Here is a 23,260-nt window from a genome sequence, read left to right as displayed (position 1 = left end):
TGTTAATTCAACGCTTGTTGGAGTGCAACATCAGTAAAAAGTGCCGTTTAATCTTTTTCGAGGGCCACGCTTGCGCGCACGCGAGGATTGGTCAGCAACCACAACAGCGCCACAATATCCGCGATCACCAGCGCAATCCCGATGCCGCTCAGCGGTTCACCTTCAAACCACAGCAGCGGTTGCCAGCACAATAAAACACACTGTGCGAGGATAAGTAACCCCCTCAGACCGTGCCAAATCCGTGGGAAAAGGTGCCGACGCCCGCTAAGCAAAAAGGCAAGAACGGCGGGTACGCCAGGCAATAACCCGATCCAGAAATTATCATGGTCCGGATAGAACAAATTGAGCAGCGTGTTTCCCTGATCGCGTGAAGCGCCCGCCACCACAAACAGCACCCAGGTTCGGGCCTGCAGCAACAACACGCACCAGAATAAAAACGGCAGTCTGACGCGCCCCTGCGCATCGTAGTCACCCGGATGGAACTCAGTACTCTTCATCTTCGATCAGGCGTTTGCCCAGGGTTAATACATCGGCATGCTCATAACCCAGGCGTTCATACATCCCCAGCACTACGTCGTTATCTTCGCGCACCATGATTTGAATTTTTGGACAGCCACGCGCAATCAGCTTTTTTTCCAGACGGTTAAGCAGCGCATTAGCGATACCACGCCCCCGATATTCCGGGTGTACGCCAAGATAGTAGGCAGAGCCGCGATGCCCATCGTAGCCACCCATCACGGTACCCACGACTTCGCCGTTCACTTCGGCAACCAGGAACAGACTGACGTCGTGATTCATCTTACGTTCGATATCCATTTCCGGATCGTTCCACGGACGCAGCAGATCGCAGCGTTCCCAAAGGGTAACCACCTCTTCGAAATCTTCCTGGCGAAAAACGCGTATCTCCATGGTATTAACCGCCTTTTTGGGTTTAAAAACAGTGATTATGACGCGAACGCCGCCTTTAGCCAATAACCGGCGAAAATCGTGCAAAAATTTGGCATAATGTCACTCTGTCACGTATTGAAATGAAAAGTAAAACAATTCTCAACAAGGACTGTCGTAACGTAAAACGCGATACGATATAACACCAGGATTCCAATTTTTTACAATTCAGGCCGCATGAGCACATTCAAACCTTTAAAAGCACTCACATCGCGTCGTCAGGTTCTCAAAGCGGGGCTGGCGGCCTTAACGTTAACAGGCATAGCGCAGGCTCAGGCAAAAGAAGAGAGCACGCTGAAAACCAGTAATGGTCACAGCAAACCCAAGGCCAAAAAAGCGGGCGCTAAACGGGTGGTCATGCTCGACCCGGGTCACGGCGGTATTGATACCGGTGCGATTGGTCGCAACGGCTCTAAAGAAAAACACGTGGTGCTAGCGATTGCAAAAAATGTGCGGTCAATTTTACGCAGCAACGGCATTGACGCGCGCCTCACCCGTACCGGCGACACGTTTATTCCGCTGTATGACCGCGTGGAAATTGCGCACAAACACGGCGCGGATCTGTTTATGTCGATCCATGCTGACGGCTTTACCAACCCAAGCGCGGCGGGCGCCTCGGTATTTGCGTTGTCTAACCGTGGAGCAAGTAGCGCCATGGCAAAATACCTCTCCGATCGCGAAAACCGCGCGGATGAAGTGGCCGGTAAAAAAACCACCGATAAAGACCATCTTCTCCAGCAGGTACTTTTCGATCTGGTCCAGACCGATACCATCAAAAATAGCCTGACGCTCGGCTCGCACATTCTGAAAAGAATTAAGCCCGTGCATCGCCTGCACAGTAAGGGCACAGAGCAAGCCGCGTTTGTGGTGTTGAAATCACCTTCCATCCCATCGGTGCTGGTGGAAACGTCGTTTATCACCAACCCGGAAGAAGAACGACTGCTGGGCACTACGGCATTCCGACAGAAGATAGCTAACGCGATTGCCTCCGGCGTCATCAGCTACTTCAACTGGTTTGATAATCAAAAAGCCCACTCGACGAGACGTAAATGAAACCTAATGCCGAGCGCGTAAAAACCTTTCTGCTACAGCTACAGGATGAGATTTGCCAAAAGCTTTCCGCTGCTGATGGCGGTGATTTCCAGGAAGATAGCTGGCTGCGCGAAGCTGGCGGCGGCGGTCGCAGCCGGGTGCTGCGTAACGGCGGCGTGTTCGAACAGGCTGGCGTCAATTTCTCGCACGTTCACGGCGATACGATGCCTGCATCGGCCACCGCCCATCGTCCGGAGCTTGCCGGGCGCAGCTTTGAAGCGATGGGCGTGTCGCTGGTGGTGCATCCGCATAACCCATTTGTGCCCACCAGCCACGCCAACGTGCGCTTTTTCATTGCTGAAAAACCCGATGCCGATCCGGTGTGGTGGTTTGGCGGCGGTTTCGACCTGACGCCTTTTTACGGTTTCGAAGAAGACGCCGTACACTGGCACAGCACCGCGCGCGATATCTGCCAGCCGTTTGGTGAAGACGTCTATCCGAAGTACAAAAAATGGTGCGACGACTATTTCTATCTTAAACATCGCGATGAACAACGCGGCATCGGCGGCCTGTTCTTTGACGATTTGAATACCCCCGATTTTGATACTGCGTTTAGCTTTATGCAGGCGGTTGGCGAGGGTTATACCGATGCTTATCTGCCGATTCTTGAACGTCGTAAAAATACCGATTACGGCGTACGCGAACGCGAGTTTCAGCTCTATCGTCGCGGGCGCTACGTGGAGTTCAATCTGGTATGGGATCGCGGTACGCTGTTTGGCCTGCAAACCGGCGGGCGCACTGAGTCGATTCTGATGTCCATGCCACCGCTGGTGCGCTGGGAATACAGTTTTGAGCCAAAAAAAGGCAGCCCGGAGGCGGCCTTGAGTGAGTTTATTAAGGTTCGGGACTGGGTTTAAAAAACTTCGCCCCTCACCCTAACCCTCTCCCCAAAGGGGCGAGGGTTAGGGTGAACTAAAGCGGCTGCGTCTGCGCTTCAACCACCGCCAGCGCCACCATATTCACAATGCGACGCACGGACGCAATCGGTGTTAACACATGCACCGGCTTCGAGACGCCCATCAGTACAGGGCCAACCGTTACCCCTTCAGAACTGGACACCCGCAGCAGGTTATAGCTGATACGCGCCGCCTCAACATTTGGCATGATCAGCACGTTTGCTGAGCCTTTCAGCGGGCTGTCCGGCATGCGTTCGTTACGAATGCTCTCCACCAGTGCCGCATCGCCATGCATTTCACCGTCGATCATCAGCTCAGGCGCGCGCTCGCGCACCAGATCCAACGTCTGGCGCATTTTGCAGGCCGCAGCCGATTTCGATGAGCCAAAGTTAGAGTGCGACAGTAGCGCCACCTTCGGTTCAATACCGAAGCGTCGCACGGTCTCAGCCGCCATCACGGTGATTTCTGCCAGTTGCTCCGGCGTGGGATCGTCATTGACGTAGGTATCGGCGATAAAGGTGTTGCCACTTGGCAGCAGCAGCGCGTTCATGGCCCCGGCGGTATGGACACCTTCGCGATAACCAAATATCTCCTGCACCACGCTAAAGTGTTCATGGTAATCGCCAATGGTGCCGCAGATCAGCGCATCCGCTTCACCACGGTTAACCATGATCGCCCCGATCACCGTGGTATTGCCGATCACCGCGCGCTGCGCCTGTTCCTGAGTGATCCCCCGGCGCTTCATGATGCTGTAGTACTCGCTCCAGTACTCCTTAAAGCGCGGATCGGATTCGTTGTTAACGATCTCAAAATCCACGCCCGGTTTAATCTGCAAGCCAAGCTTCTGGATACGCATTTCGATTACGCTCGGGCGACCAATCAGGATCGGTTTCGCCAGCCCTAAGGTGATCAGCTCCTGCGTCGCGTGCAAGACGCGCTCTTCTTCACCTTCGGCCAGTACCACGCGTTTTGCATCTTTGCGCGCCTGGGAGAAGATTGGCTTCATGAACAGGTTGGTTTTGTAGACGAATTCGGTGAGCTTATCGATATAAGCATCGAAGTCTTCAATCGGACGCGTCGCCACACCCGACTCCATCGCCGCCTTCGCCACCGCTGGAGCGATCTTGACGATCAGACGCGGGTCGAACGGTTTAGGGATAATGTAATCCGGGCCAAAGCTCAGGTCCTGATCGCCATACGCCGACGCCACGACTTCGCTTTGCTCGGCGTGTGCCAGTTCCGCAATGGCATGTACCGCCGCCAGCTTCATCTCTTCGTTAATCGCCGTTGCACCCACGTCCAGTGCGCCACGGAAGATGAACGGGAAGCACAGCACGTTGTTCACCTGGTTCGGATAATCCGAGCGTCCGGTACAGATAATTGCGTCTTCACGTACAGCCTTCGCCAGCGGCGGCAGGATTTCCGGTTCCGGGTTTGCCAGCGCGAGAATCAGCGGCGCGCGCGCCATTTTTTTAACCATTTCCGGGGTCAGCACTTTCGGGCCTGAGCAGCCAAGGAAAATGTCTGCACCGTCGATCACGTCATCCAGGGTGCGTTTACCATCGTCTTCTACCGCGTAGGCCGCTTTGGTTTCGGCCATATTCGGCTCACGATCTTTGTAGATAACGCCTTTGGAGTCGCAGACCACGATGTTGTGCTTCTGCATGCCCAGCGCCACCAGCAGGTTCATACACGCGATCGCCGCCGCGCCCGCACCGGACACCACCATGCGCACATCGGACAGGGTTTTCTCCACCACGCGCAGGCCGTTCAGAATGGCGGCGGTACTGATAATCGCCGTGCCGTGCTGATCGTCGTGGAAGACCGGAATGTTCATGCGCTCACGCAGTTTCTGCTCAATGTAGAAACATTCTGGCGCTTTAATATCTTCAAGGTTGATACCGCCGAAGGTCGGTTCCAGCGCGGCAACCACGTTGATAAATTTGTCAGGATCAAGCTCGTCAACTTCGATATCGAATACGTCGATACCGGCAAATTTCTTGAACAGTACCCCCTTACCTTCCATCACCGGCTTGCCAGCCAACGCGCCGATATTGCCCAGCCCCAGCACCGCCGTGCCGTTAGAGACTACCGCCACCAGGTTGCCACGCGCGGTGTATTTGTAGGCGGCCAGCGGATCTTTTGCAATCTCAAGGCACGGCGCGGCAACGCCCGGCGAATAGGCCAGGGCCAGATCGCGCTGAGTGGCTAACGGCTTAGTCGGGGAGACCTGAATTTTGCCCGGTACAGGGAATTGATGAAAATCGAGGGCACTCTGTTTTAACTGATCATCCATCTTATTGTTCCTTTCACGTATCGATCAAAAAGGGCGGCGCTTTACGTTCCTGATGCTCGCCCTGGAGTGGCGCTTAGTATCGCCCCTGAGGGCGGCGTAAACTTTGAAGGCTGCCAAACTCTCGCGAATGCAGAGCAAAATTTGTTATCAATTTATAACAGTCATGTTACCCACTCCCAGAACCAATGCCGCCCCTATCTGCTATGCTTTTTTGTTAAGTACGTCATGTATTTCGCAGAAGTGTGAGCTAACGCACTCGCCAAACTCTTTTGTTTTCAAGGAGTCATTGTTCATGAACCAACTAGACGGCATCAAACAATTCACCACCGTGGTCGCCGACAGCGGTGATATCGAGTCCATCCGCCACTATCAGCCGGAAGATGCGACCACCAACCCTTCCCTGCTCCTGAAGGCCGCGGGACTGGCACATTTTAGCCACCTTATCGACGACGCTATTGCCTACGGTAAGCAACGCGGCAAAACCCAGGAACAGCAGGTTGCCGAGGCCAGCGACAAACTGGCGGTCAATATCGGTGCGGAAATTCTGAAAAGCATCCCGGGACGCGTTTCAACAGAAGTGGATGCACGACTCTCTTTCGATACCGAAAAAAGCGTCGCCAAAGCGCATCGCCTGGTTGAGCTGTATCAGGATCAGGGCATTGATAAATCGCGGATCCTGATTAAGCTCGCCTCCACGTGGGAAGGCATTCGCGCCGCAGAAGTACTGGAAAAAGAAGGCATCAATTGCAACCTGACGCTGCTGTTCTCCTTTGCGCAGGCACGCGCCTGTGCTGAGGCCGGCGTGTTCCTGGTGTCACCGTTTGTCGGGCGCATTTACGACTGGTATCAGGCCAAACAGCCGCTGGAACCCTATGTGGTTGATGAGGATCCGGGCGTGAAATCAGTGCGTAATATCTTTGATTACTATAAGCAGCACCGCTACGACACCATCGTGATGGGGGCGAGCTTCCGCCGTATAGAGCAGATCCTGGCGCTGGCAGGCTGCGATCGTCTGACCATCTCTCCTAACCTGCTGAAAGAGCTACAGGAAAAAGAAGAGCCGGTGATGCGTAAGCTGGTTCCGACCTCCACCGTGTTGCCAAAACCCAAACCGCTCACGGAAGCCGAATTCCGCTGGGAGCACAATCAGGACCCAATGGCCGTGGATAAACTGGCTGATGGTATTCGCCTCTTCGCCGTCGACCAGCGCAAGCTTGAAGACCTGCTCGCCGCAAAACTGTAAACCTCGCCATGGAGTGAATTATGTCCCGTAAAGAACTCGCCAATGCCATTCGCGCCCTCAGCATGGATGCCGTGCAAAAAGCCAATTCCGGCCATCCTGGCGCACCGATGGGCATGGCTGATATTGCCGAAGTGCTGTGGAATGATTTCCTGAAACACAACCCGACCGATCCAACGTGGTATGACCGCGATCGTTTTATTCTCTCGAATGGCCACGCCTCGATGCTGCTGTACAGCCTGCTGCATTTGTCCGGCTATGACCTGCCGCTCTCTGAGATTAAAAACTTCCGTCAGCTGCATTCCAAAACCCCGGGACACCCGGAACTGGGCTATACGCCTGGCGTCGAAACCACTACCGGGCCGCTCGGCCAGGGGTTGGCGAACGCCGTTGGTCTGGCGATTGCCGAACGCACTTTAGGTGCGCAGTTCAACCAGCCCAATCATGACATCGTCGATCACTTCACCTACGTGTTTATGGGCGACGGCTGTCTGATGGAGGGGATTTCGCACGAGGTATGTTCGCTGGCGGGAACCCTGGGGCTTGGCAAGCTGATTGGTTTTTACGATCACAACGGCATTTCCATCGACGGTGAAACGAAGGGCTGGTTTACCGACGACACGGCGAAGCGCTTTGAGGCCTATCACTGGCACGTCGTGCATGAAATCGACGGCCACGATCCGCAAGCGATAAAACAGGCGATTGAAGAAGCGCAGAGCGTGACGGATAAACCGTCGCTGATTATCTGCCGCACCACTATCGGCTTTGGCTCCCCGAATAAAGCGGGCAAAGAAGAGGCGCACGGCGCGGCGTTAGGTGAAGAAGAAGTGGCGCTCACTCGTCAAAAACTGGGCTGGAAGTATCCCGCATTTGAGATCCCAAAAGAGATCTACAAGGCCTGGGATGCCCGCGAAGAGGGCGAAAAAGCGCAGCAGAGCTGGAATGAAAAATTCGCCGCCTATAAAAAGGATTACCCGGAACGGGCTGCGGAGTTCTCTCGCCGCATGAGCGGTGACCTGCCGGACGACTGGGAGCAAAAAACCCAGGCGCTGATCGAAAACTTGCAGGCTAATCCGGCAAAAATCGCCACCCGTAAAGCATCGCAAAATACGCTCAACGTGATTGGCCCCCTTCTGCCGGAGCTGCTGGGCGGCTCTGCGGATCTAGCCCCCAGCAACCTGACTATCTGGTCTGGATCCACGTCCCTGAAAGAAGATATCGCCGGGAATTACATCCACTACGGCGTGCGCGAGTTCGGTATGACGGCCATTGCCAACGGGCTCGCCCATCACGGTGGATTTGTGCCTTACACCGCCACCTTCCTGATGTTTGTGGAATACGCGCGTAACGCCGCACGCATGGCGGCACTGATGAAAGCGCGCCAAATCATGGTCTATACCCATGATTCGATCGGGCTTGGCGAAGATGGGCCAACGCACCAGGCGGTAGAACAGCTCGCCAGCCTGCGTCTGACGCCGAACTTCAGCACCTGGCGGCCGTGCGATCAGGTAGAAGCCGCAGTGGGCTGGAAGCTGGCAGTTGAGCGCCACACCGGCCCGACAGCGCTTATCCTGTCACGCCAGAATCTTTTGCAAATCGAGCGCAGCCCCGAGCAGGTTAAAAACATCGCTCGCGGGGGTTATATCCTGAAAGACAGCGGTGGCAAGCCCGATGTGATTCTGATTGCAACAGGTTCAGAGGTCGAGATAACCGTGCTGGCGGCAGAGAAACTGACCGCTGAAGGACACGCGGTGCGCGTGGTTTCCCTGCCTTCAACGGATATATTTGATGCACAGGACGAGGCGTATCGTGAATCGGTTCTGCCATCCGACATCGCTGCCCGTGTGGCGGTAGAAGCGGGGATTGCCGACTACTGGTACAAATATGTCGGACTGAAAGGCGCCATCGTCGGGATGACCAGCTATGGCGAATCCGCCCCAGCCGATAAGTTGTTCCCGTACTTTGGTTTCACCGTTGAGAATGTGGTCGAAAAAGCTCAAAGCGTGATTTAGCGGGTGATCCACAGCGTGGGCCAGGCGTCTGGCCCATGCCAGCTATCGCAACTGGGTTCTTCAGCATAGCGCACCAGACGAAAATGCTGACCGTCAAAACGCCAGCGCGTCTGGATGCCGCAATCTCCCAGTCCACGTCCTAATGCCAGTGTGGTCAATTCACGCGTTTTCTCATCGAAACGCGCGTTCATCAGTTCCATATCCCTGCTTTCACTGCCCGGAACAAACGGCAAGCGTAGCGTTATCAGGCGCGCGGCAAACGGCTTACTGCGTGACACCAGCCAGGCTAAATCCACGGTGTTGTAGGCCCCCGCTTCGCAGCTAACAATCAGCAACGCTTTATCATCCGTTAAGGCTGTCACCCGCACTTCGCGGCGATTAGGGTCAAGTGAACACTGGCTGTTGTTCATCCGCCAGGTGCCGTAATCCAGCAGATCGTCGAGTTCGTTATGAGTAAGCGGCGTTGGGGTGGGATTGACGACCGCCACCTTTTTGATAGCGGGCGCAGGAGGGACGCTGAGCGGCGGATCGTCACCTTTTTGAATCCACGCTGTTTCGCTGCCCACGCGTTTTTGCTGAGCGTCGATAAACAACAGAGCGGCCTTAAGGCCCGCCAGGGAAATCGTCTGGTTACCGCCACCCAGCGTGAGCGATTCCCCTTCCTGAATCGTATTCAGGAAGGTCGCAATCACCGCCGCATCGTCAGTCATCAGATGCCACGGCGTAATTTTCCAGCGCGGCGTATCCAGTGCAAGCGGCGCGTTGTCGAGCCTGAGTCGTGGGGCAAGCGGAGCTTCTTTTGCGGAAATTGACGACAGGCCGCCAAGGTCGATGCGCAACGAGGCATCCGTTTTGGCCCCTGCGCTACGGCTGAGGGTCATCACCAGACCGCCATGTTCCCCGGTATTGCGCGCAACGCAGAAGTTCTGGTTGTTACAGGTGACCTGCCAGTCGGTGAACGACTGCTGCGCAGGAGCCGCCCATACCAGAGGCACAGGCAGCACGCTGAGAAAGAGAATAAGTAAAACGCTATGGCGCATGAAAGGCACAATCCCGGAAGCAGAAACTCAAAACTGGCAGTATCTTCGTTTCCTCGCCGGGGTTGCTCAATCGGATTTATCGGATAGCTTTATTTAAAATGCAATTTATTAACGTCATTAAGATCAAGCCATTAGTCCAGACGCTAATAAATACTGTAGCAGTATCACTGATTTACCGTCGCGGATTTCTCCCGACTTGACCATGTCTAGCGCCTGTGTGAAGGGAATTTCCAGGACTTCGATATCCTCGTCTTCAACCCCACCACCCGCATTTGCACGATGCGCATCGGTATATTCCGCGATAAAGAAATGGATAAGTTCCGTTACTCCACCGGGTGACATATACAGCTCAAAGATTTTTTTGACTTCGCCTACGGCAAATCCGGTCTCTTCGACGGCTTCTTTACGGATACAGACTTCGGGCTCGTCGTCATCCAGCAGTCCCGCACAGGTTTCAATGAGGCGTCCGTCCGCATTGCCATTCACCCACGTCGCCACACGGAACTGGCGAATGAGCACCACGGTTTGTTTTTCAGGGCTATACAGCAGAATAGTCGCGCCATTGCCGCGATCGTACACTTCTCGCTTGTGACGGATGACTTCACCATTGCTGCGCGTTAAGTCGTAAGTGATGTTGCGAAGAACGAAGTAGTTTTCAGAGAGGATTTTATCTTTGATGACGTCGATTTTCAGGCTCATACGGGCTCCAGAACGTAATGAGTTATTCATAGTACGCCGTGGAACCCGCTTTGTCGCCCCGCTAATTTAATGCTTTTGCGGCTTTTTTATTTCGAGCCAATCCATCATACCTTGCGCTGCGTGACGGCCTTCTGCCATGGCGGTCACCACCAAATCGGCCCCGCGCACGGCATCTCCACCAGCAAAGATTTTCGGGTTGCTGGTCTGATAACGATAACGGGTATCGACGCTGGCAGTAATGCGCCCCCAGTCGTCGACGTTTACGCCCTGAGCCTGTAGCCACGGCATCGCATGCGGATTAAAGCCAAATGCCATAATCACCGCGTCGGCGGGCATTACAAACTCACTCCCCTCAATGGGTACCGGACGCCGCCGCCCCTGCGCGTCGGGTTCTCCCATCTGCGTTCGCAGCAGACGAATGCCGTTTACTTTGCCTTCTTCGTCAAGTGCCAACTCAACAGGCTGCACGTTAAATTCAAACTGCGCGCCCTCCTCTCTGGCATTGCTGACCTCTTTTTTTGACCCCGGCATGTTGGCTTCATCGCGACGATATGCGCAGGTCACCTTTGCAGCGCCGTGACGTAAAGCGGTGCGCACGCAATCCATCGCCGTGTCGCCCCCGCCCAGCACCACCACGTTTAACCCAGCGGTATCGATATAAGGCTCGGCGGTCGACGGCGCAATACCCATTACGTGCCGCGTATTCGCCACCAGGAACGGCAGTGCGTCATAAACGCCAGGTGCCTCTTCATGCGGGATTCCTGCCTTCATGGAACGATAAGTCCCCACGCCGATAAATACCGCATCATAGTCGGCGAGCACGGTCGACATTGGAATATCGTGGCCAATTTCGCAGTTAAGCTCAAAGCGAATGCCCATGGCGGTGAAGATTTCTCGGCGGCGCGCCAGCAATGATTTATCCAGCTTAAACGCCGGAATGCCGAAGGTCAGCAGCCCGCCGATTTCGGGATGCCGGTCGTATACCGTGACGCTTACGCCATGGCGAATAAGCACATCGGCACACGCCAGTCCTGCCGGGCCTGCGCCAATAATCGCAATATGCTTATCGACCGGATTAACTCCGCTGATATCAGGTCGCCAGCCTTTTGCCAGCGCCTGGTCAGAAATATAGCGCTCAATATTACCGATCGTCACCGATCCGGATTCGTCGCGCACCGTGCAGGCGCCTTCACACAAACGATCCTGCGGACAAACGCGCCCGGTTATCTCTGGCAGACAATTGGTCTCATGCGATAACGCCGCAGCGCCTTCGATATCTCCAGCCTTAACAAGCTCAATCCACTGCGGAATGTGGTTGTGCAATGGACAGGTCCATTCGCAAATAGAATGCTCGCCGCACTTCAGACAGCGAGACGCTTCGCGATGCGCCTGCTCCGCCCGGAAGGGTAAATAGATTTCGTCGAAGTTCTTCGCACGATCGGCAGGTTTGAGCTTGTCCGGTTCGCCACGCCCAGCCAGCGCCTGCAGCTGTTGCAGCTTGCGAGGTGCGGCGTCTTCCTGCGCGACATCGCTACTGTGCCACGGTTGGGCCTCCAGTCGGGCGGTACGCTGGCGACGTGATTTTGCCAGTTGCGTCAGGTAGTTTGGCGTCACTAGCGTTAGTGCATCGGCAGGACAGTTTTCGACACAGGCAGGACCTTGTGGCCTGTCGCGGCACAAGTCACATTTATGCGCTGTCGCTTTTGCATGCCCGTCTGCCAGCGGCGTGACGACAATCTCCATGGTGCCAAACGGGCAGGCCACCACGCAGGCTTTACAACCGATGCATTTTTGCTGATTCACCTGTACGCTGTCGTTGCTTTTCGCGATGGCACCATTTGGGCAGCTTTGTGCGCAAGGGGCATTTTCGCAATGGTGACACGTCACCGCGCTGCGTCGCTTTCCTTCTTTGAGCACGGTAATGCGGGGAATAAAACGCTGCTGATTCAGGACATGTTGCTCATTATTGTGCGCCATGACGCAAGCGACTTCGCAGGCATGGCATCCAATACATTGCAGGTTATCGGCCATAATAAAACGATTCATATAGACACCTGTTCTGGTTGCATTAACCTTATTTTTTATAAGAATATTGTATTTACCTACCCTTGTGGCCCCAGGCAATGTGCATTTGCTTAAAGATGGGGACTATTTACGACTTACCTGTGGCAGATCAATTTATTTCAGCACAGGTGAAACTGCGTTTCATTAACGCTCTGGAAGCCGCGCTGTGATCGTTAAACGTCCCGTATCAGGAAGCCTCGCCCGGGCTTTTATCTCGATTATTTTGCTCTCCGTTCTGACGAGTGGTATCGCGTTAATGACGCTTGCCAGCAGCCTGCGCGACGCCGAAGCCATTAATATCGCAGGCTCGCTGCGCATGCAGAGCTACCGTCTTGGTTACGACCTGGAACGCAACAGCGACAACTTTTCCGCACATCGCCTGCACTGGCAAAGCACCCTGAATTCGCCGGTATTGAAAGAGCTGGATCGGTGGTACGTGCCTGAATCGGTTAAAAGCGGCTATCAGCAGCTCCAGCTCGCCTGGCACGAAATGGATAGCCATCTCGAAACGGGAGATAAAGCCTGGTACCAGGATCATATTCAGCAGTATGTGGAACGTATCGACGCCTTCGTGCTGGCTCTTCAGCACTATGCCGAACACAAAATGCAGCTAGTGGTGGCCATTTCGCTGGCGGGGGGCGTGGGCATTTTATTGCTGGTGGTAATGACCTTGCGTCGTATTCGTCGCCAGGTGGTCGCGCCGCTTAACCATCTGGTGAATGCCAGTTTGCAAATGGAGCAAGGCAATTTTGATATTCACGCTGAAGGGGCTCATTTGCCAAATGAGCTGGGATTGTTGTCTCGCACCTTTAACCACATGTCATCCGAGCTGGATAAGCTGTATCGTTCGCTGGAGACAACGGTCGCAGAAAAAACTCATCATCTGAACGAAGCTCACCAGCAGCTCGAAATGCTATTTAAATGTTCCCAGGCCTTGAACACCAGTCAGATAGATGCGCACTGCTTCCGCCATATTCTCCAGATTGTTCAGGAATATTCCGGGATGAGCTATCTGGAACTCCAGGCCAGCGATAACTGGAAACTGTGCGAAGGGATAAAAAAAGAGGGCCGCCAGACAATCACACTGCCGGTCATTATGCAGGATACCCGCTTTGGCGAATTGCGTTGGCAGAGTGAAAATACCCCCGTTTCTGAACCGCTCATGAAAAGCGTCGCCACGATGCTGGGGCGCGGCCTCTACTTCAATCAGGCGCAAAAACACTACCAACAGTTGTTATTAATGGAAGAGCGCGCCACTATCGCCCGTGAATTGCACGATTCACTGGCGCAGGTGTTGTCCTATCTGCGCATTCAACTGGCGCTACTCAAGCGCGCCGTGCCGGAGGATAACCTCCCGGCACAGACCATCATTGCTGATTTTTCTCGGGAGCTAAACAACGCCTGGCGTCAGCTGCGGGAACTGCTCACGACCTTCCGGCTAACGTTGAATCATTCCAATCTACCTGCCGCGTTACAGGAGGCGCTGCAAGGGCTACAAAGTCAAACCAGCGCAACGCTCAGCCTGGACTGCCGTCTCTCGTCTCTGGCGCTTGATGCGCAAAAACAGGTGCATTTGCTGCAAATCGTTCGTGAAGCGGTGCTGAACGCCATTAAGCATGCGCAGGCGACCGAGATTATCGTCAGCTGTATCACCGCGCCGGACGGTATGCACTCGGTCTATATTCGCGACAACGGCGTTGGCATCGGTGACGCCAGCGAACCACCGGGACACTACGGGCTGAATATTATGCGCGAGCGCGCGGGACGATTGGGCGGGACGTTGAGCTTCTCACAGCCGCAAAATGGCGGAACGCAGGTGTGTATTCACTTTCGCTCAACGGGCGGTGAAGAAAGCGCATGATAATTTACACTATCTTCTTATTTTCTCCACGTTTGACATCCGCCTTGCCGCTAGAGTGATGCGGGCAATGTACAATAATGATGCGCAGCAAAACGAGGTCCTATTTTCATGGCGAATTTTTTCATCGATCGCCCCATTTTTGCCTGGGTGCTGGCAATTATTTTATGTCTGACAGGCACTCTCGCTATTCTGTCACTTCCCGTTGAGCAATACCCCGATCTGGCTCCGCCGAACGTTCGTATTACCGCCAACTATCCTGGGGCATCAGCGCAAACGCTGGAAAACACCGTCACCCAGGTTATTGAGCAAAATATGACCGGACTCGATAACCTGATGTATATGTCTTCGCAAAGCAGCGCGACAGGCCAGGCGACCGTCACCTTGAGTTTCACCGCCGGTTCCGATCCCGATGAAGCGGTACAGCAGGTGCAAAACCAGCTGCAATCAGCGATGAGAAAGCTACCTCAGGCGGTGCAGAATCAGGGCGTTACGGTGCGTAAGACTGGGGATTCCAATATCCTGACCATCGCCTTTGTCTCAACCGATGGTTCGATGGATAAGCAGGATATCTCGGATTACGTCGCCAGTAACATTCAGGACCCGCTTAGCCGTATCAACGGCGTGGGTGATATTGACGCCTATGGTTCGCAGTATTCCATGCGCATCTGGCTGGATCCGGCGAAGCTCAACGCCGTTCAGATGACGGCAACCGACGTTACCGATGCCATTAAATCCCAGAACGCGCAAATCGCCGTGGGCCAGCTTGGCGGCACGCCGTCCGTCGATAAACAGGCGCTGAATGCCACGATCAATTCGCAGTCGCTCCTTCAGACCCCGGAACAATTTCGCGATATTACGTTGCGCGTGAATCAGGACGGTTCCGAAGTCCGTCTGGGCGATGTCGCCAAAGTGGAGATGGGTGCTGAGAAATATGACTATCTAAGCCGCTTTAACGGCGATCAGGCATCTGGCCTCGGGGTGAAACTTGCCTCCGGAGCGAACGAAATGGCGACCGCAAAACTGGTCATCGACCGGCTGGACGAATTATCGCAATATTTCCCACACGGCCTGGAATATAAAGTCGCCTACGAAACCACTTCGTTCGTGAAGGCATCCATTGAAGACGTTGTGAAAACCCTGCTCGAAGCTATCGCGCTGGTGTTCCTCGTGATGTACCTGTTCCTGCAAAACTTCCGCGCGACGCTCATTCCCACTATCGCCGTTCCGGTGGTATTGCTGGGGACCTTCGCGGTGCTATACGCCTTTGGATACAGCATCAATACGCTCACCATGTTCGCAATGGTGCTGGCGATCGGCCTGCTGGTGGACGATGCCATCGTGGTGGTCGAGAACGTCGAGCGCATCATGAGCGAAGAAGGGCTCTCTCCGCGTGACGCTACGCGTAAGTCGATGGGACAAATTCAGGGGGCGCTGGTGGGGATTGCCATGGTGCTCTCGGCAGTGTTCGTGCCGATGGCCTTCTTCGGTGGCACAACCGGTGCGATTTATCGTCAGTTCTCAATCACCATTGTTTCAGCGATGGTGCTGTCAGTGCTGGTGGCGATGATCCTCACTCCCGCGCTGTGTTCAACGCTTCTTAAGCCATTACACAAGGGCGAGCAGCACGGACAGAAAGGGTTCTTCGGCTGGTTTAACCGCATGTTTAACCGCAACGCGGCGCGCTACGAAGCCGGGGTCGCAAAGATATTACACCGCAGCCTGCGCTGGATTTTAGTCTACGTGTTACTGCTCGGTGGTATGGTCTTTCTCTTCCTTCGCTTGCCTACCTCGTTCTTGCCGCTAGAAGACAGGGGCATGTTCATCACCTCGGTACAGCTACCGAGTGGCGCGACGCAACAGCAAACGCTCAAAGTCGTCGAGAATGTCGAACAGTACTTTTTCACCCAAGAAAAAGACAATATTGTGTCGGTGTTTTCTACCGTCGGCTCTGGCCCCGGCGGTAACGGCCAGAACGTCGCGCGTATGTTTGTCCGCCTGAAAGGCTGGGACGAGCGCGACAGCAAGACGGGCTCCTCATTTGCCATTATCGAACGCGCCACCAAAGCCTTTAGCCACATCAAAGAGGCGCGCGTGTTCGCCAGCAGCCCGGCGGCCATTAGCGGGCTAGGCAGTTCTGCCGGTTTTGATATGGAGCTTCAGGATCATGCGGGCGTTGGACATGATGCACTCATGGCAGCGCGCGATAAACTGCTGGAACTGGCTGGCAAAGATCCCGCGCTGACCCGTGTGCGACATAACGGCCTGGACGATAGCCCGCAGCTTCAGGTGGATATCGATCAGCGCAAAGCGCAGGCATTGGGCGTCTCCATTGACGATATCAACGATACGCTGCAAACCGCGTGGGGTTCCAGCTACGTCAATGACTTTATGGACCGGGGCCGCGTGAAGAAAGTGTATGTTCAGGCAGCAGCGCCCTATCGCATGCTGCCGGACGATATCAATCTGTGGTACGTGCGTAACAACGCGGGTGGCATGGTGCCGTTCTCGGCGTTCGCCACCTCCCATTGGGAGAGTGGTTCACCTCGTCTGGAACGCTACAATGGCTATTCCGCACTCGAAATCGTGGGTGAAGCCGCACCGGGCGTCAGTACCGGGACCGCGATGGATGTGATGGAAAAGCTGGTGCAGCAACTGCCCGCCGGTTTCGGACTGGAGTGGACGGCGATGTCCTATCAGGAACGCCTGTCGGGTGCTCAGGCCCCTGCGCTTTACGCCCTCTCGTTGCTGGTAGTCTTCCTGTGTCTGGCGGCACTGTATGAAAGCTGGTCCGTGCCGTTCTCGGTGATGCTGGTGGTTCCACTCGGCGTCATGGGTGCCCTGCTTGCCACCTGGATGCGCGGGCTTGAGAATGACGTTTACTTCCAGGTTGGCTTGCTAACCGTTATTGGATTGTCGGCAAAGAACGCCATTCTGATCGTCGAGTTTGCCAATGAGATGAATTCGAAGGGCCATGATTTGCTTTCATCAACGCTGCATGCCTGTCGTCAGCGACTGCGCCCCATTCTGATGACCTCACTGGCATTTGTCTTCGGCGTATTGCCAATGGCAACCAGTTCCGGCGCGGGCTCCAGCAGCCAGCATGCGGTGGGTACGGGGGTGATGGGCGGCATGATTTCGGCCACTATTCTGGCTATCTATTTCGTTCCGCTGTTCTTCGTACTGGTGCGTCGTCGATTCCCGTTAAAAGAACGGCCTGAATAAAAACAGCAATAAAAAAGGCGGCTCCGATGGCCGCCTTTTCATTGTGTGATTTATCACACGATTTTTTTACTTATTTATGTGCTCTTGCCATTCTTCCAGAATTTCATTTACGAAGCATGTCTTCGATAAAATCTTTCCAGTTCCCCAGTTCACGTTCAATCATAACAACCTCTCTTATTATTATGCGTATTCTATGAGAATATATCGGTAATGTGAAGATATTTTAATCAATGATGATAACCACCTGCGCCTTGCTGTAACAGGCGTGACTTAAATATGAACCTTGAACGATAAATTTTATGTGACCAATAGCAATATTTCGAAACAACCATACAAGAGGGTGATGATCTTATTATGTACTGACTTTCATAGACATTATCTTTGCTGGACATTTATGCGTAAAAAATGAAAGAATATTCAGCGTACATCTGTAGGTTGAATTAACCTGCTTATCTAATTCAGTTATAAATTGCAGGTGTTAAATTTTGCTAACGCTTATAACATCGAAAAAATTGAACATTTATCGTTAAATAACCGCAAAAGGATTCAACATGATTGTGATGTACGGCATTAAAAACTGCGACACTATCAAGAAAGCACGCCGCTTCCTTGAGGCGAATAACGTTGATTATCGCTTTCATGACTACCGCGCAGATGGCCTTGATGCCGAGTTCCTTGATTCCGCCATCGCTGAACTGGGATGGGAAGCGTTGCTCAACACCCGTGGCACGACCTGGCGCAAACTCGATGAGTCACGCCGTGACAGCATCACCGATGCCGACAGCGCGGCAAAATTAATGCTTGAAATGCCCGCTATTATCAAACGCCCATTGCTCTGCGCGCCCGGGCAGCCTATGCTGCTGGGCTTTAGTGAATCCAGTTATCAGACTTATATTTGAGGTGTAGTTTATGTCATGCCCGGTCATTGAGCTGACTCAGCAGCTTATTCGCCGTCCTTCCCTTAGCCCGGACGATGCAGGTTGTCAGGCATTAATGATTGAGCGCCTGCGCGCAATTGGCTTTACCGTTGAACGCATGGATATTGGCGATACTCAGAACTTCTGGGCATGGCGCGGTCAGGGTGAAACGTTAGCCTTTGCCGGCCATACCGACGTAGTGCCGGCTGGCGATGCCGACCGCTGGATTAACCCACCGTTTGAACCCACGATTCGTGACGGTATGCTGTTTGGCCGTGGTGCCGCAGATATGAAAGGTTCGCTGGCGGCCATGGTCGTCGCGGCAGAACGTTTCGTTGCACAGCATCCCAACCACCGCAATCGTCTCGCGTTCCTGATTACCTCCGATGAAGAAGCCAGTGCGAAAAATGGCACGGTGAAAGTCGTCGAAACGCTGATGGCGCGTCACGAACGTCTGCACTACTGCCTGGTGGGTGAACCTTCCAGCACGGAAGTGGTTGGCGATGTGGTGAAAAACGGTCGTCGCGGCTCGCTGACCTGTAACCTGACGATTCACGGCGTGCAGGGCCACGTGGCTTATCCGCATCTGGCGGACAACCCGGTACACCGTGCCGCACCGATGCTGAATGAACTGGTCAATATTGAGTGGGACAAAGGCAACGAATTCTTCCCGCCAACCAGCATGCAGATTGCTAACCTTCAGGCGGGTACCGGCAGCAACAACGTTATTCCGGGTGATTTCTCCATGCAGTTCAACTTCCGCTTTAGTACGGAATTGACTGACGAGATGATTAAAGCGCGCGTCATCGCTCTGCTGGATAAATACGAACTGCGCTACACCCTGGACTGGTGGCTTTCCGGCCAGCCGTTCCTGACCCAGCGCGGAAAACTGGTTGATGCGGTGGTTAACGCTATCGCGCACTATAATGAGATTAAACCGCAGCTGTTGACGACCGGAGGGACATCTGACGGACGCTTTATTGCCCGCATGGGCGCGCAGGTTGTCGAACTGGGACCAGTAAACGCCACCATTCATAAAATCAATGAATGTGTGAACGCGGCTGATTTGCAGCTACTGGCTCGTATGTATCAACGTATCATGGAGCAACTCGTCGCCTGACGACTGCTCTGAGAAGGAAAAGCGAATGGATTGGCTGGCTAGATATTGGTGGATTTTGGTATTGGTGTTTCTGGTAGGCGTGTTGCTTAACGTCATCAAAGATCTTAAGCGCGTTGACCACAAGAAGTTCCTTGCCAATAAGCCCGAACTTCCTCCACATCGTGACTTTAACGATAAGTGGGACGATGACGACAACTGGCCGAATAAAGACCAGAAGAAGTGATCGTCCGGTTCCCTCTCTCGCCACGAGAGAGGGACTAACTCACATAAACTCTACAATATCATCGTCGTTTGGCTTAGCGCCGCTCAGTGCCTCGTCAAAATAATGCTTCGGCACGGTAAAGCGCAGATGATCCAACGCAAGCTGCATACTGCGATCGTCAATCGCATGACCTAACTCGTCGACGATATCCAGCGTCACATCCCCACCTGCCTGAATCAACGCTTCCTGCGCGGCTACAGCATGCGAAAGCTCAATAACTCGATCCTCACCGCCGTGAATCAGATGAACCGTCGTCGCGGTGGTTGCAGCCTGCGGCAGCGTCGCAAAACGCCCGTTAAACGCAACAACGCGCGAGACCAGTCCCGGCTGCGCTTTTACGCTTTCAAGCGACATAATTGCCCCTTGAGAAAAACCAATCAACGCGGTGGCACCTGCCCCAACGCCGCTTTGCTTCTGCCAGTAGCGGACCGTTTCAATGAAGGTCGGCATAATGGCATCGATACGCGCCTGGCGATTCTCTTCCGTCACGCCCTGCACCGAGAACCATTGTCTCCCAGCGGGACCGCAAGGTTCGACGCCACCCACGCTTACGATCAGCGCGTCCGGGAAAACAGGCGCAAACCAGCTACCAATTTGTCCCATGTTGGCGGCGTTGTCGCCTACACCATGAAAGAGCAGCAGCAGTTGTTGCGCGGGTTTTTCGGGGCTTTGAACAACAAAACTTTCGTGTTTCATGGCGGTCTCCTTAATTGATGTTCAGGATTTTACGCCTGTGCCAGGTAATGACCATGCCACTTTATTGAAGAAGTCATTGAAAAAATTGCCATTGCAAAATGGCGTCTTTCAACTGCTGGCAGCGCGAATGATCAAGACGTTCAAGCGCTTGTGCCGTTTCACTGCGAAGCTTTGCCAGCAAGGATTTTCGTCCAGTGCTATCCGTTGCACCTGCCATTTTTGCGCGCAGTGCCGGAAGCGGCATGTCCACGGATAATAGCAAACGGGTTAACGCAGCAACGGAGGTCGAAAACGCCCGGTGGGCAAAGGCAAAACCCGCCAGTTCCAGCCAGTCGTCATCATTCAGGGTGGCTTCCCAGCGATCGATAACAGGGATCTTTTCGTCGTTCCATGCCGATAACACGCGCGCATCCCGGCATAAGCGCTGGTGCGCCTGTTCACAAAGCGTATGCCCCGCCTCACTGAGCGGCAACAACGCCATCGCGGTGAAGCAACCGCTGCTCGCTTCGCGGTGGCTGCCCATCCGCACCAACACAAAACCGCACTGCTGCCAGAAACGCCACAGCTCATCGGTATAGCCGAAACTCACCGACAGATAATCTTCACCGCGTGCATTGCGGATGAGCGCCTGCCCGATACCTTCCCGCTGGCGATGAGGATGTACGGCAATGCGGGTTACCCGTCGACCTTTCAGCGTCGCCGCCAGAGGCGATCCGCCGTGTGCCGCAAGAGATTGCGCCACCAGATTGCCGCGTGGACGCCTGAAGCCCGCCCAGACAGCCTGGCTGAGCGCCGCGCTTAATCCGCCCTCATCCACCAGCCAAAGTGCCCCCGCAATATCGGAGCCTGCCAGTGCGACAGAAAAGTGCTGACCGGGTGCGTCCATCATGCGGCGTAAATCGAGTGGTGAAGTGCGGTAGTGCGCGGCACACAACAATTCATATACGCCTGCCACCCGTGTCGGGTCGCTTTCCCACGCCTGCGGCTCAAGCGACGTTAAACACACGTCACCTTCGGGTTTGCGATCGATAAGCGCATCGTCAAACAGAAGGGCATTCGCTACCAGCCGCTCAAGTGGACACCCGATGGCCCAACGAACGGGCGTTGATAAGGTATAACGCTGCAACCCGGTAAACCGGGCGCAGAACTTCAGCAGAAAACCCCGCCCCGTGCCTTCATAGCCCTGCACGGTAGTGGTCAGCAGCACGCGAGGAAAGCGCTGAACCAGCCTTTCCAGTAGCGGGCCAGGGATGGCTGCCGCTTCATCGACAATCAGCCATTCCGCCCGCTGCGTTGACGCCAGCAGTACGTCCGGAGCCATAAAATGGAAATGCGCCCCGGCAAAACGGGCAATAACATCCGTTGCCCCTTTCGCAGGCGCAGTCACTATGGCGTTTTGTGAAAACGTATTGAGCAACATTCCCGCCAGCGCGGACTTTCCGCGTCCGCGCGGCGCCGTCACGGCGGCCACGCCATGTTTCATGGACAAAAGGGATACAAGAATATCGGCTTGTTCGCGTTGCGGCTCACCGTTTGCTGGCTGCCAGTCAGGCGCATCCGAAAGACAAGGAACTGAGAGAGGAACAGATTGCTGCCAGACAATCACATCAGGATCGGCGGCAATCGTCCGGCAAAAATGGCGAATAAAGTGCGGAGTGGCAATCGGTTCGGGACTGTCGCTCCAGCGTACGGAATCAAAGTCAGGTTTTTCTGCCCATTCTGAGAGTGACGGAACCCGCAGCACCAGCAGGCTACCGGCACGCAACGTCCCACTCAGTGCAGCAAAGGCCGAAACGTCAAATCCGTGCTGGGCATCGAAGATGGCATGCAGGAACTCACGACCCAGCAGACCACTGATGGCCTGTGAGTGATTATCCTGTAGCCACAGCCAGTCTCCGGTAAAGGCATCACGCAGGGCTGTCGCCTGCGTCAATGTCCATTGTTCATCACCGCTGAGGACAACCAGCCGACGATGGCCTTGACGCTGGAGCTGGCTAATCAGATGTGCAAACGGCAACATCACATGGCTTTGCCGAAGGTATTACACTGCGCCGGATCGCCGCTGGTGAAGCCGCGTTTAAACCAGCTGTAGCGTTCTTCTGACGTGCCGTGCGTAAAGCTATCGGGTACGACGCGCCCCTGGCTTTGCTGCTGAAGGCGATCGTCACCAATAGCCTGGGCCGCGTTTAACGCCTCTTCCAGGTCACCGGCTTCCAGTACGCCCTGCTGCTGCATGCTGTGGCCCCAGACGCCTGCGAAGCAATCCGCCTGAAGCTCCATGCGCACGGACAGACGGTTCACTTCCGTCTGGCTGGCGTTTTGCTGGAGCTGACGCACTTTGGGTTCGATACCGAGCAGTTTTTGCACGTGATGACCCACTTCATGGGCAATGACGTAGCCCTGGGCAAAATCGCCGTCGGCGCCGAGCTTACGCTTCATGTCATCATAGAAAGAGAGATCGATATAAACGGTGCTATCGGCCGGGCAATAAAATGGCCCCATAACCGATTGGCCTGTGCCGCATCCGGTGCGGGTTGCACCACGATACATGACGAGTTTGGGCTGCTGATAGGTGCGTCCCATTTTATCGAAAAGCTGACCCCAGGTATCTTCAGTGGTGGCGAGTATCACGGAGGTGAATTTTGCGGCTTCATCTTCGTTCGGGCTGATGGAGCGCTGAGATTGCTGCTGCTGTTGTTGTACAGGTTCACCGGTCATTAACCCGGTCAGATCGACACCGTAGTAGCCAGCCACCAGAACGATAATCAGCAGAACGATTCCGCCTTTACCACGCGGGAGCCGCATGCCAGGACCGCCCATAGAGGGCCCACCGCCGCCACTGCTGCGTCTGTCATCTACATTGTCACTTTCACGACGCCCTTGCCAGCGCATAACCAC

General features: G+C 54.6%; 19 protein-coding genes. 9 read left to right on the top strand and 10 right to left on the bottom strand.

Going from position 1 to position 23,260, the window contains the following annotated elements:
- Positions 1–47 precede the first annotated feature (47 nt).
- A complete protein-coding gene (locus tag AC6EMZ_RS06690) occupies positions 48–497 on the bottom strand; it encodes a DUF2919 domain-containing protein (RefSeq protein WP_498401657.1) in 450 nt (149 codons plus the stop codon).
- Entirely contained in the window at positions 484–909 is a 426-nt protein-coding gene (locus AC6EMZ_RS06685; protein WP_498401656.1) for a GNAT family acetyltransferase, read from the bottom strand. Before AC6EMZ_RS06685 ends, AC6EMZ_RS06690 begins: the two co-directional genes overlap by 14 nt.
- 213 nt (positions 910–1,122) lie before the next feature.
- Between AC6EMZ_RS06685 and amiA the strand changes: the two genes are divergently transcribed.
- Positions 1,123–1,998, top strand: a complete 876-nt coding sequence (gene amiA / locus AC6EMZ_RS06680) for an N-acetylmuramoyl-L-alanine amidase AmiA (protein WP_498401654.1) — start codon at positions 1,123–1,125, stop codon at positions 1,996–1,998.
- On the top strand, positions 1,995–2,894 hold the full coding sequence (gene hemF / locus AC6EMZ_RS06675; RefSeq protein WP_498401653.1) for an oxygen-dependent coproporphyrinogen oxidase: 900 nt from the start codon (positions 1,995–1,997) through the stop codon (positions 2,892–2,894). The genes amiA and hemF overlap by 4 nt, the downstream gene beginning before the upstream one ends.
- Positions 2,895–2,949: 55 nt before the next feature.
- Here hemF and maeB read toward each other — a convergent pair whose 3' ends face one another.
- Positions 2,950–5,229, bottom strand: a complete 2,280-nt coding sequence (gene maeB / locus AC6EMZ_RS06670; protein ID WP_498401652.1) for an NADP-dependent oxaloacetate-decarboxylating malate dehydrogenase — start codon at positions 5,227–5,229, stop codon at positions 2,950–2,952.
- A gap of 292 nt (positions 5,230–5,521) precedes the next feature.
- Here maeB and tal point away from each other — a divergent pair, with 292 nt between their 5' ends.
- Together tal and tkt are read left to right on the top strand one after the other, a co-directional pair.
- Positions 5,522–6,472, top strand: coding sequence for a transaldolase (gene tal, locus AC6EMZ_RS06665; RefSeq protein ID WP_498401651.1), 951 nt, complete (start codon positions 5,522–5,524; stop codon positions 6,470–6,472).
- A 20-nt stretch (positions 6,473–6,492) separates the two neighbouring features.
- Positions 6,493–8,481, top strand: coding sequence for a transketolase (gene tkt / locus AC6EMZ_RS06660; protein ID WP_498401650.1), 1,989 nt, complete (start codon positions 6,493–6,495; stop codon positions 8,479–8,481).
- Here the strand turns inward: tkt and AC6EMZ_RS06655 are convergent.
- The 3 genes from AC6EMZ_RS06655 to aegA form a co-directional block, all read right to left on the bottom strand.
- The gene (locus tag AC6EMZ_RS06655) at positions 8,478–9,521 is read right to left on the bottom strand and encodes a DUF1176 domain-containing protein (protein WP_498401649.1); all 1,044 of its coding nucleotides are present in this window, start codon (positions 9,519–9,521) and stop codon (positions 8,478–8,480) included. The genes tkt and AC6EMZ_RS06655 overlap by 4 nt on opposite strands.
- A gap of 123 nt (positions 9,522–9,644) precedes the next feature.
- Positions 9,645–10,220, bottom strand: coding sequence for a GDP-mannose pyrophosphatase NudK (gene nudK / locus AC6EMZ_RS06650; protein WP_498401648.1), 576 nt, complete (start codon positions 10,218–10,220; stop codon positions 9,645–9,647).
- 66 nt (positions 10,221–10,286) lie between these two features.
- The gene (aegA, locus tag AC6EMZ_RS06645) at positions 10,287–12,266 is read right to left on the bottom strand and encodes a formate-dependent uric acid utilization protein AegA (RefSeq protein WP_498401647.1); all 1,980 of its coding nucleotides are present in this window, start codon (positions 12,264–12,266) and stop codon (positions 10,287–10,289) included.
- A 184-nt stretch (positions 12,267–12,450) separates the two neighbouring features.
- On the opposite strand from aegA, the gene narQ reads away from it, so the two are divergent.
- Together narQ and acrD are read left to right on the top strand one after the other, a co-directional pair.
- A complete protein-coding gene (gene narQ / locus AC6EMZ_RS06640; RefSeq protein ID WP_498401646.1) occupies positions 12,451–14,145 on the top strand; it encodes a nitrate/nitrite two-component system sensor histidine kinase NarQ in 1,695 nt (564 codons plus the stop codon).
- A gap of 108 nt (positions 14,146–14,253) precedes the next feature.
- Positions 14,254–17,367 carry a multidrug efflux RND transporter permease AcrD gene (gene acrD / locus AC6EMZ_RS06635; protein ID WP_498401645.1) on the top strand — a complete coding sequence of 1,038 codons (3,114 nt, stop codon included), beginning with the start codon at positions 14,254–14,256 and terminating at the stop codon, positions 17,365–17,367.
- A 103-nt stretch (positions 17,368–17,470) separates the two neighbouring features.
- On the opposite strand, the gene ypfM is transcribed toward acrD, so the two are convergent.
- Entirely contained in the window at positions 17,471–17,530 is a 60-nt protein-coding gene (ypfM, locus tag AC6EMZ_RS06630) for a protein YpfM (RefSeq protein WP_100780840.1), read from the bottom strand.
- A gap of 388 nt (positions 17,531–17,918) precedes the next feature.
- Here ypfM and AC6EMZ_RS06625 point away from each other — a divergent pair, with 388 nt between their 5' ends.
- Genes AC6EMZ_RS06625 through AC6EMZ_RS06615 form a run of 3 tightly spaced genes read left to right on the top strand, consistent with a single transcriptional unit; the run spans position 17,919 to position 19,627 of the window.
- Positions 17,919–18,266 carry an ArsC family reductase gene (locus AC6EMZ_RS06625; RefSeq protein ID WP_498401644.1) on the top strand — a complete coding sequence of 116 codons (348 nt, stop codon included), beginning with the start codon at positions 17,919–17,921 and terminating at the stop codon, positions 18,264–18,266.
- Between the two features lie 10 nt (positions 18,267–18,276).
- Positions 18,277–19,404 carry a succinyl-diaminopimelate desuccinylase gene (dapE, locus tag AC6EMZ_RS06620; protein WP_498401643.1) on the top strand — a complete coding sequence of 376 codons (1,128 nt, stop codon included), beginning with the start codon at positions 18,277–18,279 and terminating at the stop codon, positions 19,402–19,404.
- A gap of 25 nt (positions 19,405–19,429) precedes the next feature.
- On the top strand, positions 19,430–19,627 hold the full coding sequence (locus AC6EMZ_RS06615; protein ID WP_498401642.1) for a YpfN family protein: 198 nt from the start codon (positions 19,430–19,432) through the stop codon (positions 19,625–19,627).
- A 39-nt stretch (positions 19,628–19,666) separates the two neighbouring features.
- Here the strand turns inward: AC6EMZ_RS06615 and ypfH are convergent, their stop codons facing one another.
- The 3 genes from ypfH to ypfJ all read right to left on the bottom strand — a co-directional run bounded on the left by ypfH (position 19,667) and on the right by ypfJ (position 23,254).
- Positions 19,667–20,362, bottom strand: a complete 696-nt coding sequence (gene ypfH / locus AC6EMZ_RS06610; RefSeq protein WP_498401640.1) for an esterase — start codon at positions 20,360–20,362, stop codon at positions 19,667–19,669.
- A 73-nt stretch (positions 20,363–20,435) separates the two neighbouring features.
- Entirely contained in the window at positions 20,436–22,382 is a 1,947-nt protein-coding gene (locus AC6EMZ_RS06605) for a tRNA(Met) cytidine acetyltransferase TmcA (RefSeq protein WP_498401639.1), read from the bottom strand.
- Positions 22,382–23,254 carry a KPN_02809 family neutral zinc metallopeptidase gene (gene ypfJ, locus AC6EMZ_RS06600; RefSeq protein ID WP_498401637.1) on the bottom strand — a complete coding sequence of 291 codons (873 nt, stop codon included), beginning with the start codon at positions 23,252–23,254 and terminating at the stop codon, positions 22,382–22,384. Before ypfJ ends, AC6EMZ_RS06605 begins: the two co-directional genes overlap by 1 nt.
- Between the last annotated feature and the right edge of the window lie 6 nt (positions 23,255–23,260).

It is taken from the genome of Enterobacter sp. SCRI0065 (genome assembly GCF_059766475.1).
The sequence above is the reverse complement of the archived record's forward strand: the minus strand, read 5'-3'. Positions and strand labels throughout refer to the sequence as shown.

Coding starts and splice junctions, on each gene's coding strand:
- AC6EMZ_RS06685 (WP_498401656.1), bottom strand. CDS start 909: ATGGAGATACGCGTTTTTCGCCAGGAAGATTTCGAAGAGGTGGTTACC.
- AC6EMZ_RS06605 (WP_498401639.1), bottom strand. CDS start 22,382: ATGTTGCCGTTTGCACATCTGATTAGCCAGCTCCAGCGTCAAGGCCAT.
- AC6EMZ_RS06625 (WP_498401644.1), top strand. CDS start 17,919: ATGATTGTGATGTACGGCATTAAAAACTGCGACACTATCAAGAAAGCA.
- aegA (WP_498401647.1), bottom strand. CDS start 12,266: ATGAATCGTTTTATTATGGCCGATAACCTGCAATGTATTGGATGCCAT.
- nudK (WP_498401648.1), bottom strand. CDS start 10,220: ATGAGCCTGAAAATCGACGTCATCAAAGATAAAATCCTCTCTGAAAAC.
- amiA (WP_498401654.1), top strand. CDS start 1,123: ATGAGCACATTCAAACCTTTAAAAGCACTCACATCGCGTCGTCAGGTT.
- acrD (WP_498401645.1), top strand. CDS start 14,254: ATGGCGAATTTTTTCATCGATCGCCCCATTTTTGCCTGGGTGCTGGCA.
- tkt (WP_498401650.1), top strand. CDS start 6,493: ATGTCCCGTAAAGAACTCGCCAATGCCATTCGCGCCCTCAGCATGGAT.
- AC6EMZ_RS06655 (WP_498401649.1), bottom strand. CDS start 9,521: ATGCGCCATAGCGTTTTACTTATTCTCTTTCTCAGCGTGCTGCCTGTG.
- dapE (WP_498401643.1), top strand. CDS start 18,277: ATGTCATGCCCGGTCATTGAGCTGACTCAGCAGCTTATTCGCCGTCCT.
- hemF (WP_498401653.1), top strand. CDS start 1,995: ATGAAACCTAATGCCGAGCGCGTAAAAACCTTTCTGCTACAGCTACAG.
- AC6EMZ_RS06615 (WP_498401642.1), top strand. CDS start 19,430: ATGGATTGGCTGGCTAGATATTGGTGGATTTTGGTATTGGTGTTTCTG.
- AC6EMZ_RS06690 (WP_498401657.1), bottom strand. CDS start 497: ATGAAGAGTACTGAGTTCCATCCGGGTGACTACGATGCGCAGGGGCGC.
- maeB (WP_498401652.1), bottom strand. CDS start 5,229: ATGGATGATCAGTTAAAACAGAGTGCCCTCGATTTTCATCAATTCCCT.
- tal (WP_498401651.1), top strand. CDS start 5,522: ATGAACCAACTAGACGGCATCAAACAATTCACCACCGTGGTCGCCGAC.
- ypfJ (WP_498401637.1), bottom strand. CDS start 23,254: ATGCGCTGGCAAGGGCGTCGTGAAAGTGACAATGTAGATGACAGACGC.
- ypfH (WP_498401640.1), bottom strand. CDS start 20,362: ATGAAACACGAAAGTTTTGTTGTTCAAAGCCCCGAAAAACCCGCGCAA.